An 11,724-nucleotide genomic window follows, 5' to 3' on the forward strand; every position below is an offset into this window, starting at 1 on the left:
CCGGCTGGGAGAATGGGACCCATGGAGGAACGGGCGGAGACGCTGGCCGCACCGGACACGACCAGCGATGCGGCACTGCTGGAACGTGCGCTGTTCGAGGTGAAGAAGGTCATCGTCGGCCAGGACCATATGGTCGAACGGATGCTGGTCGCGCTGCTGGCGCGCGGGCACTGCCTGCTCGAGGGCGTGCCCGGCGTGGCGAAGACGCTGGCCGTGCAGACGCTGGCCGACGTCGTGGGCGGCAGCTTCGTGCGCATCCAGTTCACCAACGACCTGGTCCCGTCCGACATCGTCGGAACCCGGGTCTACCGGGCCAGCCGGGAGACGTTCGACATCGAGCTCGGGCCGATCTTCGCGAACTTCGTCCTGGCCGACGAGATCAACCGGGCGCCGGCGAAGGTGCAGTCGGCGCTGCTGGAGGTCATGTCGGAGAAGCAGGTCTCGCTCGGCGGCGTCACCCATCGGCTGCCGGTCCCGTTCCTGGTGCTGGCCACCCAGAACCCGATCGAGTCCGAGGGTGTCTACCCGCTGCCCGAGGCGCAGCGCGACCGGTTCCTGATGAAGGTCAACGTCCCGTACCCCACGCCGGGMGAGGAGCTTGAGATCGTCCGGCGGATGGGGGTGCGCCCGCCGAGAGCGGACCGGGTGCTCGACCCGAAGACGCTGGTGCGCCTGCAGGAGCGAGCCGACGACGTCTTCGTCCACCACGCGATCATGGACTACGCCGTCCGTCTCGTGCTGGCGAGCCGCACCCCGGAAACCTACGGCCTGCCCGACCTCGCCGGCCTGCTCACCTACGGCGCGTCGCCACGCGCCTCGCTCGGCCTGATCGCCGCGGCGCGGGCGCTCGCGCTGCTGCGCGGGCGGGACTACGCCGTGCCGGACGACGTCCGCGCGGTCACGCTCGACGTCATGCCGCACCGGCTCGTGCTCTCCTACGACGCGCTGGCCGACGGCCTGAGCTCCGACGAGATCGCCGCCCGCATCGTCGCCGGCGTGCCTGCCCCGCAGGTCGCCCCCCGCCAGCAGCCGGGTGGGCGCGTCCCGGTCGGCGCCGGTCGCTGGTCCCCGAACGTCAGCAACGGCTTTCCCGAGTACCAGGACGAGGACCGGCCGGCATGACCGATCCCCGGCGCCGCCCGGGCTGGCTGACTCCCCGTGGCGCGGTGATGTCCGCCCAAGGGGGCGGCCCTCCCCCCGTGCCCGGCGTCGGTCGGCCGTGGGCCGGGCCCTCCCCGGACCCGGACCTGGTGGCCGGGACGACCGGTCTCGCGCCGGCCGGGACCGGGGGCACCGCCGGCACGGGTGACGCGGCCGGCCGGGCGCACGCGCGGGCCACCGACCCCGTGGTCGAGCGGACGCTGCGCCACCTGGAGCTGACCGTGCTGCGCCGGCTCGACGGGCTGCTGCTCGGCGACTACCTCGGCATCCTTCCCGGCCAGGGCAGCGAGAAGGCCGAGAGCCGCGAGTACCAGTTCGGCGACGACGTCCGCAGGATGGACTGGGCGGTCACCGCCCGCACGACGGTCCCGCACGTGCACGACCTGATCGCCGACCGCGAACTGGAGACCTGGGCACTGGTCGACCTGACCGCGAGCCAGAACTTCGGCAGCGCCCGCTGCGAGAAGCGCGAGCTCGCCATCGCCGCCACCGCCGCCGTCGGCTTCCTGACCGCGCGGACCGGCAACCGGATGGGGGCGATCGCGCTCACCGACACCGGCACCCGGCTGATCCCGGCGAGGCCCGGCCGCGCCGGCCTGCGCGCGCTGCTGCGCACACTGCTGTCCCTCGAGCCCGCCGCCTCCGCCGAGGCGCCGCGACCGGGCATGTTCGGGCGCCGCGCCCCTGGCGCCACCCGGACGGCCCGCGGCACCGGCCAGCCGCCGGCTCCCACCCACCAGCAGCCGCCCCCGACGCACCGTCCCAAGGCGCCAGGGAGCCCCCGGCCGGGCACCGACCTCGCGGCGGCGATCGAGGCGCTGCGCCGGCCCGTGCGCCGGCGCGGCCTGGTCGTCGTGATCTCCGACTTCCTGTCCGTCGACCTCGCCTGGGCGCGCCCGCTGCGGGCGCTCGGCGGCCGGCACGACGTGCTCGCCGTCGAGGTGGTCGACCCGCTGGAGCTGTCGCTGCCGAACGTCGGGCCGCTCGCGGTCGTCGACCCGGAGACGGGCGAGCTGTTCGACCTGCCCACCCACTCCCGCCGCTTCCGCGAGCGCTACGAGGCGGCCGCGGCCAGCCACCGCGCCGAGGTGGCCGCGGCGCTGCGCGGCGCCGGCGCGGCGCACCTGCGGCTGCGCACCGACAAGGACTGGCTGATCGAGATCGCCCGGTACGCGGCGGCGAGCCGGCGCGGGCAGGCCGCGCTGCGCGGCGCCGGGGGTGCCAGCGGCGCCGGGGGTGGGGGCGCCGCCAGGGCACGCGCCGCCAGGGAGACGGCCCGCCAGCACCGCCCCGCGGCCACGGTCCGCCCGATCCGAACAGGCGGCACGACGACATGAGCTTCCTGTCCGCCCACTGGCTGTGGCTGCTGTTCGCCGTCGCGGCGCTGCTCGCCTGGCACATCGTCGCCTCGGTCCGCCGCCGCGGCTACGCGGCCCGGCTCGCGTCCGCCTCCACGCTCGCCTCGGTGCTGCCGATGCGGCCGCAGTGGTGGCGCCGGCACGTCCCGGCCGCGCTGATGCTGCTCGCGCTCACCGGGATGGTCTTCGCGCTCGCCCGCCCGGCCAAGGCACAGCGGGTGCCCCGGGAGCGGGCCACGATCATGCTCGCGATCGACGTGTCGAACTCGATGGCGGCCACCGACATCACCCCGAACCGCCTGGCCGCGGCCAAGCAGGGCGCCCAGGCGTTCGTCGACCAGCTGCCGCCGCGGATCAACCTGGGGCTGGTGTCCTTCTCCGGCAGCGCGGCGGTGCTGGTGCCGCCGACCACCGACCGCGAGGCGATCCGCACGGCGATCAACGGCCTGCAGCTCGGCCCGGCGACCGCGATCGGCGAGGGTATCTACGCCTCGCTACAGGCGATCAGCAGCGCGGGCGAACGGCTGACGGAGGCCAGCCAGTCCCCGCCGCCGGCGGCGATCGTGCTGCTCTCCGACGGCGAGACGACCCGGGGCCGGCCCAACACCCAGGCCGGCCAGGCCGCCAAGGACGCGCACGTCCCCGTCGACACGATCGCCTACGGCACCGCCGGCGGCACGCTCGACGTCGGCGGGCAGCTGATCCCGGTACCGGTGAACGAGCCGGCACTGCGCCAGATCGCCGAGCAGACCGGCGGCTCGCACCACCGGGCCACCTCGGGCGACGAGCTCACCTCTGTGTACAAGGGCCTGGGCAGCTCGATCGGCTACCGCAAGGAGTTCCGCGAGATCACCCCGGCCTTCGTCGGCGCCAGCCTCGCGCTCGGCCTGGCCGCCGGCGCCCTGGGCCTCGCCTTCGGCCGCCGGCTCCCGTGACCGTTACCCAGGAAGCCGAGCTGGCCGCGATCGCAGCGGAGCCGGTACTGCGTCGCTCCTATGCCGCCGCCCGCCGGCTCAACGCCGAACACGGCCGCACCTACTATCTGGCCACCCTCATGCTCCCGGCCTGGAAACGGCCGTACGTGCACGCCCTCTACGGTTTCGCCCGGTATGCCGACGACATCGTCGACAGCCTGGACTCCCAGCTGCCCGCCGCCGACCGGGCCGCGTGGCTCGCCGACTGGGGCGGCCGCCTCGTCGACACGCTGCACCGCGGCGCTGACGCCACCGACGACTCGGTGCTGCCGGCCGTCATCCACACGATCCGCCGCTGGGACCTGCCCGTCGGCTACTTCGAGTCGTTCCTCACGTCGATGGCGATGGATCTCACCGTCACCGGCTACGACACGTTCGACGACCTGATGACCTATGTCTACGGCTCGGGCACCGTCATCGGCCTGCAGATGCTGCCCGTCCTGGGGCCCTCCTCCCCCGCCGCCGCCCCGTACGCCGGCGACCTCGGCACCGCCTTCCAGCTGATCAACTTTCTGCGCGACGTCGGCGAGGACCTGCGCCGCGGCCGGGTCTACCTGCCGCGCGAGTCGATGGAGCTGTTCGGCGTCACCCGGGAGAAGCTCGCGACCGGCGTCGTTGACGGCGCCGTGCGCCGGCTGCTGCGCCACGAGATCGGCCGGGCGCGCGAGCTGCTGCGCGCCGCCACTCCAGGTATTCGGCTGTTGCACCCGACCTCGCGGGACTGCATGTGGACGGCGGCCCGCCTCTACGGCGGCATCCTCGACGAGATCGAGAAGGCGGACTACCAGGTGCTGTCCCGCCGGGTCGCGGTCGGCACGCCGCGCCGGCTCGCCGTCGCCGGCGGCGTGCTGGTGCGCAGCCGCGCTCGCCGCCTCGTGCCACGGCAGCGCTAGAGCCCCTCACCGGAACGATCCCGACGATGACGCACAGGCGTCGACTCTGCCGCCGGGGTCGGCTGTATCGTCTGTCGATCGTCTGTCGCGCGCCATGGGCCTCGACGGGCGAGACACGCGAGACCCGGCTGATAGCGTGACCATGAATCGACCTCACGTACCAGGTCGGACGGCCAGCCTGCCCGCAGCCGAGCATGCGCCGGGCGAAAGGCGGTCGGAACCTTTCATCGGGAACGACGGGACTTCATGCTCGACAAGCGCTTCATCCGGGAGAACCCCGACGCCGTGAAGCAGGCGGTGGCCGTCAAGGGAATCGACCTCGACGTGGACGAGCTGCTCCAGCTCGACCAGGACAACCGCAAGCTGCAGTTCGAGGTCGACACGGCGCAGGCCAGCCGCAAGTCCCGGTCCAAGGAGTTCGCCAAGGCCGACGCGGCCCGCAAGGCCGAGCTGCGGGCCGAGCAGGCCGACTTCGACAGGAAGCTGACCGAGCTGCGCGAGCAGCTGTCCGCGACCGGCGCCCGGCTGAACGAGCTGATGCTGGCGACGCCGACCATCCCGTGGGAGGGCGCACCGGTCGGCCCGGACGAGTCCGCGAACACGGTCGTGCGCACCTGGGGCACCCGGCCCGAGTTCGACTTCGCTCCGCTCGACCACGTCGACCTCGCGGAGAAGCGCGGCTGGGCCGAGTTCGCTCGGGCGCGACGGGTCGCCGGTGAGCGCGCCTACGTGCTGTGTGGCGACGCGGTGCTGTTGGAGCGGGCGCTGCACTCGTACGCCCTCGACCTGCTGCACGGCCAAGGCTTCCGGTTGATGTCGGTGCCCTCGCTGGTCAAGGAGGCCCCACTGGTCGGCACCGGCATGCTGCCGAAGGGCCGCGCCGAGATCTACGAGATCCCGGCCGACGACGCCTTCCTCGCCGGTACCGCCGAGGTATCGCTGGTCGGCCTGCATGCCGGCGAGATCCTCGACGCCGCGCGGCTGCCGATCCGGTACGCGGGCATCTCGCCGTGCTTCCGCCGGGAGATCGGCAGCGCGAGCCGGGACGTGCGCGGGCTGCTGCGCGTCCACCAGTTCGAGAAGGTCGAGCAGTTCGTCATCTGCGCCAACGACCAGGACGAGTCGGACCGCTGGCACGCGGAGCTGCTCGGCACCGCCGAGTCGATCCTGCAAGCCCTGGGACTGGCCTACGAGGTCGTCGAGTGCGCCACCGGCGACATGGGCGTCGGCAAGTATCGGATGAACGACATCAACACCTGGTTCCCGTCGCTCGGGATGTTCCGGGAGACGCACAGCTGCTCGTCGCTGAAGGACTGGCAGGCGCGGCGAGCGAACGTGCGCTACCGGACCACGGATGGCGAGATCCACTTCGCGTACACCCTGAACAACACCGCTGTCGCCACCCCCCGGCTGCTGGCCGCCGTGCTGGAGAACTTCCAGACGGCCGACGGCGCCCTGCGGGTACCCGAGGTGCTCCGCCCCTACCTGGGCGGCCGCGACACCCTGTGAGGCCGACCCGGGCTCCCGGCGTGAGGCTCTCCTGCCCCGCCGGGATTCCCGGCGAAGCGCCATCGCTCAATGATCGGAACGATGCCACGGATCCGGTAACTTCGCCGACGGGTACCGTCGGGCGGTCCGTGCCTCCAAGGTTTCGCTAAGGCGACCCCAAGGCAATGCTTAGCCGGATTCAACAGGCTTGGGCGGGTCGGCGAGCCGGGCGGGCCGAAGGGCATGCGGAAATGATCTTCTTTCGCGTGCCCGGCGGCCATGGTCACTCAGGGACGCGGACAGCAGCGGCAGGCGTGTGTAGGGCAGGGAGGCCCGGTCGGTGAGCAACTCGAAGACACGGCGACGGCGCGAGCTGGAGATGGCCAGAGCGCAGCGGGCGGCGGAGCGGCGGCACGCCGCCCGTCGCCGACGGCAGCGGGTCATCACCATCGTCGCGGCCGCGCTCGTGGTCGTGCTCGGTGGCACGATCACGGCCGTCGTGCTGGCCACCACCGGTGGCGACGGCAGCCCCACCGCGAGCCCGACCCCGAGCGCGAGCGCGGCCGGCGCCACCACCAAGGTCGGCGACTGTGTCTACACCAAGGACACCTCCGGCCAGGCACCGGCGAAGGAGGTCTCGATGCCCGCCGCGGCGCCGGCCGTGAGCACCAAACCGGCGACGATGACCATCAACACGAACCTCGGCACGATGGTCGCGACTCTCGACCCGGCCAAGGCCCCGTGCACGGTGCACGCGCTGTACGCGCTGGTGCAGCAGAAGTACTTCGACGACACCCCGTGTCACCGGGAGACCTTCGGGCCCGAGGCCGGCATCTACGTGCTGCAGTGCGGCGACCCGACCGGCACCGGCTCGGGCAGCCCCGGGTTCACCTACAAGAACGAGAACACCGCGGGCGTCAACTACAACCGCGGCGTGCTCGCCATGGCGAACGCCGGCGCCGACACCAACGGCAGCCAGTTCTTCATCAACTACGCCAACCCGAGCGAGGAGGGCGCCAAGGCCCTCGCCGGCGGCTACACCGTCTTCGGCCAGATCACCCAGGGCCTGGACATCCTCGACAAGATCACCAGCCCGGGCGTCGACGAGGGCGGCTCGGACGGCGCCCCCGTCACCAAGCCCCAGATCACCTCGATCACGATCGACCAGGAGCAGCCCGCGGCCGCCACCGGTTCCGCGTCGCCGGCTCCCACCACGAGCCCGGCCACGTCACCGACGCCGACCGCCACCGCCACTCCGTCGTCCTGACGGGACGGCGGGCCCGAAGTACCCAGGCCGGGGCTGACCTCCGCGGAGGTCAGCCCCGGTGGCGTCTCACGGGTCCGCTAAGAGGCGTTCCACTTCCGGATGGTGTCGATCCTGGTACGCAGCTGGGCGGCGGTGGCCTGGCCGCTGGGCGGCCCGCCGCAGGTGCGGCGAAGCTCGGCGTGGATCATGCCGTGGGGGCGGCCGGTGCGATGGTTGTTCGCCGCGACCAGCCGGTTGAGCTCCTTGCGCAGCTCGCCGATCACCTCGTGGACCGGGCGGCTGCCGTCCTCCTCCGCCGCCAGCGAGCCGACCTGGGCCGGCGGGGTGACGCCCGCCGCGATGTCCTTGGCCGCCTTGGACTTGCGGGCGCGCTCGGCGGCGAGCTGCGAGGCCTGGCGCTGGCGCAGCAGGGTGGTCACCTGGTCGGGCTCCAGCAGGCCGGGCAGGCCCAGGAAGTCCTCTTCCTCGGCCGAGCCCGCCGCGGCCGGCGCGCCGAACTCGCCGCCGTCGAAGATGACCCTGTCCAGCTCGGCGGAGGAGTCCAGCGCCGTGAACGGTGAGTCCGGCTTGTCGGTGGTGTCGCGGCGCCGGTTGGCCTCGCGCAACGCGTCGTCGTCGAACCCCTCCGGCTCGCGCAGCGGCTTGTCCAGCGCGTGGTCGCGCTGGACCTCCATCTGGCCGGCGAGATCGAGCAGTACGGGGACGCTGGGCAGGAACACCGACGCGGTCTCCGCCCGCCCGCGACCGCGCACGAACCGGCCGACGGCCTGCGCGAAGAACAACGGCGTCGCCACCGACGTCGCGTAGACGCCGACCGCCAGCCGCGGCACGTCGACGCCCTCGCTGACCATCCGCACCGCGACCATCCAGCGGTCCGTCGAGCGGCGGAACGCCTCGATCCGGTCGCTGGCGGTCGGGTCGTCGGACAGCACGACCGTGGGCTCGGTGCCGCTGATCCGGCGCAGCAGCCCGGCGTAGGCGCGGGCGTTCGCGTGGTCGGTCGCGATCACGAGGCCGCCCGCGTCCGGCATGCCGCCGCGGCGGACCTGGGTGAGCCGCATGTCGGCCGCGGCGAGCACCGCGGGGATCCAGTTGCCCCGCGGGTCGAGCGCCGTGCGCCACGCGGCGGCCGTCTGCTCGTTGTTCAGCGGCTCGCCGAGCCGGGCGGACAGCTCGGCGCCGGCGCTGGTCCGCCAGCTCATCTCGCCCGAGTACGCGAGGAAGAGCACCGGGCGCACGACGCCGTCGCGCAGCGCCTCGGAGTAGCCGTAGGAGGAGTCCGCGACGCTGCGCGTCACCCCGTCCTGGCCCGGCAGGTAGGTGACGAACGGGATCGGGTTCACGTCGGAGCGAAAGGGCGTCCCCGTCAGCGCCAGGCGGCGGGTGGCCGGGCTGAACGCCTCCCGGGTCGCCTCGCCCCAGGACAGCGCGTCGCCAGCGTGGTGGATCTCGTCGAGGATCACCAACGTCCGCCGGGCCTTGGTGCGGGCAAAGTGCAGCGCCGGGTGCGCGGCCACCTGGGCGTAGGTGAGCACGACGCCGTCGTAGTCACGCGAGGTCGCGCCGGCGGAGTTGCGGAAGTTCGGGTCGAGGGAGATACCGGCGCCGGCGGCGGCGTCCGCCCACTGGCGCTTGAGGTGCTCGGTCGGCGCGACGACCGACACCGCCGTCACCACGCCGGCGGCGAGCAGCTCGGCGGCGGCCGTGAGGGCGAACGTCGTCTTGCCTGCTCCCGGCGTCGCGACCGCGAGGAAGTCGCGGCCACCCGCGGCCGAGGTCGCGCGGTAGCGCTCCAGCGCCACCCGCTGCCACTCCCGCAGCGGGCGTGCCTGGGTTCGCGGGGCGGGCACGGTCTGGGCCGCCTGCCGCGGTATCGGCCGGGTTGGCTCGGATTGGTGGCGGACGTTCACGGGCTCTGACTCTATGGGGCACCACCGACAACCGGCCGCCCCCGGGGCAGGCGCCGCGCCGGAGCCCACCCGTTCGAGGCCCGGCGGCGGCTGGCGGCCAGGCGGCGGCCGGCCGGGCGGGCGCGCCTCACGGTGCGCGGCAGGTGACCGGGCCGGCCCGACCTGCCCGCGGCGGACGCACGGGCCGTGACCGCACGGGCTGTGACCGGCGACGAAGTGGAGTGATCTGCACCACATCGGGCGCACGAGGATTTCCACAGCACGGTAGCCGGCACGAGCGTTGGTGACGACCATCTGCACGACAGGATGCACCTGCAGTCACGCTACGCCACGCTAAGGCCACAGCCCGAATACGTAGCGCCGAACGCGCGGCTACATTCTGTTTGCCGAAACCCAGGCCTGTACGTTCCGTGAACAATTCCGGAGCAGGTACTCGTGGACTCGCCTTTCCAAGCGGTTACGCTGATCGTGTCCATTGCCTGACCTGGAGGTTGCGCGATGCCGGCACAAGTCGGGACCGAGGCTCGTCCCATTGCGACTGAACCGCGTCGCGTGCTGGCCGCGGACCGGGGCCGCGCCCCGGCTGCCCGAGGCGCCCACCCGGGTCAGGGCAACCGTGGCCAGAACACCGCCCTGCCGGGCGCGCCTGGCCAGCACACCGCGGGCCGCGGCGGGCACGGCCAGAGCGTTCACCACCAGCCCGACCGGTCACGCCCGGCCATCCACCCGGCCGATTCCGAGATGGACGCGGCGAGGCCGATGCCCGCGCGAACTCCGAATGGCCGGCTGCGGACCTGCCGGGAGGAGAAAGGCTGGTCCCAGGAACGGCTCGCCGTCGAGCTGCGACGTTTCGCGGTTCTGCACGAGGGCCGGGAGGCCGGCGTCACCGGCAACATGATCTGCAAGTGGGAAAAAGGCGACAAAAAGCCGAGCCTGCGTTACCAGCGGCTGTTGCGAGCCCTTTTCCACCGCTCATCGGCGGAGCTTGGATTCATCGACGACGACCCAACATCGAATGGGCCCACCGCAGGCATGGCCGCGGGAATTCTGGGTATAGCGGACGTCGTGGACCCGCACGTAGTGAACACCATGGCCACGAACAGCTCCGGAAACCATGTCGACCGCACGTCGTCGATTGTCCTGCGCACCGGCGAGGACGCTCGCGGCATTCCGGTCGAGCGGCGCGGATTCCTTCGGATGATGGCGGCCGGTGGGGTCGCCGTCGTCCCGGTCGGCGCCACCGTCGCCGCGACGGGAGCCGCCGACGAGGCGCCCTGGGACCGGCTCTCGGCGGCGCTTCGCCAGCGCAGCCCCGTCACCCCCGAGCTCGCCCAGCAGCTCAGCCAGCACACCGCCGGTCTTTTCGGCCTGGAAGAGCGGGTGCCCGCGCGCACGCTGCTGGGCCGCGTCGCCGGCCACCTGTGCACCCTCACCCAGCTGCTCGAGTCGACGACCCGCTCACCGATCCGGCGCGAACTCGCCAGCACCGCGGGCGAGACGGCGGCGCTCGCCGGCTGGCTCGCGTTCGACATGAACGACAACCCCTCGGCGCTCGCGTATTACCGGGTCGCCATCGAGGCCGCCAAGGAGGCCGACGACCCGGCGCTGTGGGCCTGCGTCCTCGGCTACGAGAGCTACCAGCCGGGCGCGGCCGGCCGCCCCGACCAGGCCTGCGCGCTGCTCGCCGAGGCGCAGCGCAGGATCGGGCGTGGCGCGAACCCACTGACCAGGTCGTGGCTCGCCGCCAGGGAGGCCGAGGAGCAGGCGGCGCGCGGCGACGGCCGCGCGGCGAGCGCCGCGATCGACCGGGCCCAGGAGGCGTTCGCGAAGGCCAACACGCCGGACCGGGTCTGGACTGGCTTCTTCGACCGCGGMCGCCTCGACGGCCTGCGGGTGACCACCATGACGCGGCTGCGCCGCCCGACCGCCGCGTACGCGGCGGCGAGCGACGCGCTGCGCGCCGCCGGCCCCGCCGCCACCAAGAAGCGGTCCCTCCTGCTCGCCGACATCGCCGAGGTGCACATCCAGCGACGCGACATCGAGAGCTCCTGCCGGTTCGCGGCCGATGCCCTCGCCATCGTCGCGCAGACGGACTTCTCCCTCGGCCTCGGCCGTGTGCAGCGGGTCCGCGAGCGTCTCGCCCCGTGGCAGTCCACCGTCGCCGTCCGCGACCTCGACGAGCAGCTGCGCGCGCTCGTCTAATTGGTTCGCTCCGTCCGGGCACGGCGCTCCGGCCCCGTACTCGCTTCGCTCCCACGGGACCTCCGCGCCGTGTCCTCCTCCGCTCACGGGCGCTCCGGCGACCTCGCTGCGGCCTCCCCACGTCGCTTCGCTCGTGGGGAAGCCTCCGCGAGGCGCGCCTCCGCGCCAGCGCGGTTGCGATCCGCTGAACGTCACCAACCCGAAACCACAACGCTCGTATGGACACGTCGCTTCGCTCGTGTGGCGGCTTTCACCCCTGTCTAGACACTCCACGAGCGCAGCGAAGTGTCCCGACGGACAGGCCTGCTTCGGCTACGTGACGTTCAGCGCAAGGTGACCGTGCGGGCGCGGAGGCGCGCCTCGCGGAGGCCCGACCCACGAGCGAAGCGAGGTGGGCCGGGCCGCAGCGAGGTCGCCGGAGCGCCCGTTCGCGGAGGAGGACGGCGCGCGGAGGTCCCTTGGGAGCGAAGC

Annotated in this window: 8 protein-coding genes; 7 read left to right on the forward strand and 1 reads right to left on the reverse strand. The window is 73.1% G+C overall.

Annotation, left to right across the window (positions count from 1 at the left end; all coding sequences use genetic code 11):
- Nucleotides 1-21: 21 nt before the first annotated feature.
- From BCD49_RS05710 to BCD49_RS05735, 6 genes are all read left to right on the forward strand, one after another.
- Complete coding sequence (locus tag BCD49_RS05710; protein ID WP_007519096.1) at nucleotides 22-1,122, forward strand: AAA family ATPase; 1,101 nt, start codon at nucleotides 22-24, stop codon at nucleotides 1,120-1,122.
- Nucleotides 1,119-2,498, forward strand: a complete 1,380-nt coding sequence (locus BCD49_RS05715) for a DUF58 domain-containing protein (RefSeq protein ID WP_241832263.1) — start codon at nucleotides 1,119-1,121, stop codon at nucleotides 2,496-2,498. The genes BCD49_RS05710 and BCD49_RS05715 overlap by 4 nt, the downstream gene beginning before the upstream one ends.
- On the forward strand, nucleotides 2,495-3,454 hold the full coding sequence (locus BCD49_RS05720; protein WP_007519703.1) for a VWA domain-containing protein: 960 nt from the start codon (nucleotides 2,495-2,497) through the stop codon (nucleotides 3,452-3,454). The genes BCD49_RS05715 and BCD49_RS05720 overlap by 4 nt, the downstream gene beginning before the upstream one ends.
- Nucleotides 3,451-4,386, forward strand: coding sequence for a phytoene/squalene synthase family protein (locus BCD49_RS05725; RefSeq protein WP_007519702.1), 936 nt, complete (start codon nucleotides 3,451-3,453; stop codon nucleotides 4,384-4,386). The genes BCD49_RS05720 and BCD49_RS05725 overlap by 4 nt, the downstream gene beginning before the upstream one ends.
- A gap of 246 nt (nucleotides 4,387-4,632) precedes the next feature.
- Entirely contained in the window at nucleotides 4,633-5,895 is a 1,263-nt protein-coding gene (gene serS, locus BCD49_RS05730) for a serine--tRNA ligase (protein WP_007519701.1), read from the forward strand.
- A gap of 319 nt (nucleotides 5,896-6,214) precedes the next feature.
- Nucleotides 6,215-7,141, forward strand: coding sequence for a peptidylprolyl isomerase (locus BCD49_RS05735; protein ID WP_007519700.1), 927 nt, complete (start codon nucleotides 6,215-6,217; stop codon nucleotides 7,139-7,141).
- Nucleotides 7,142-7,218: 77 nt separating this feature from the next.
- Here the strand turns inward: BCD49_RS05735 and BCD49_RS05740 are convergent, their stop codons facing one another.
- Nucleotides 7,219-8,991 (reverse strand): DEAD/DEAH box helicase, encoded by a 1,773-nt coding sequence (locus tag BCD49_RS05740; protein WP_007519699.1) that lies wholly within the window; start codon nucleotides 8,989-8,991, stop codon nucleotides 7,219-7,221.
- An 819-nt stretch (nucleotides 8,992-9,810) separates the two neighbouring features.
- Between BCD49_RS05740 and BCD49_RS05745 the strand changes: the two genes are divergently transcribed.
- On the forward strand, nucleotides 9,811-11,253 hold the full coding sequence (locus tag BCD49_RS05745; RefSeq protein WP_035929776.1) for a helix-turn-helix transcriptional regulator: 1,443 nt from the start codon (nucleotides 9,811-9,813) through the stop codon (nucleotides 11,251-11,253).
- The last annotated feature ends 471 nt before the right edge of the window (nucleotides 11,254-11,724 follow it).

It is taken from the genome of Pseudofrankia sp. EUN1h, from assembly GCF_001854645.1.
GTDB classification, from domain to species: Bacteria; Actinomycetota; Actinomycetes; order Frankiales; family Frankiaceae; genus Pseudofrankia; species Pseudofrankia saprophytica.

What these genes read in the sequence shown, in the direction of transcription:
- BCD49_RS05715 (WP_241832263.1), top strand. Translation starts at nt 1,119, where the DNA reads ATGACCGATCCCCGGCGCCGCCCGGGCTGGCTGACTCCCCGTGGCGCG.
- BCD49_RS05720 (WP_007519703.1), top strand. Translation starts at nt 2,495, where the DNA reads ATGAGCTTCCTGTCCGCCCACTGGCTGTGGCTGCTGTTCGCCGTCGCG.
- serS (WP_007519701.1), top strand. Translation starts at nt 4,633, where the DNA reads ATGCTCGACAAGCGCTTCATCCGGGAGAACCCCGACGCCGTGAAGCAG.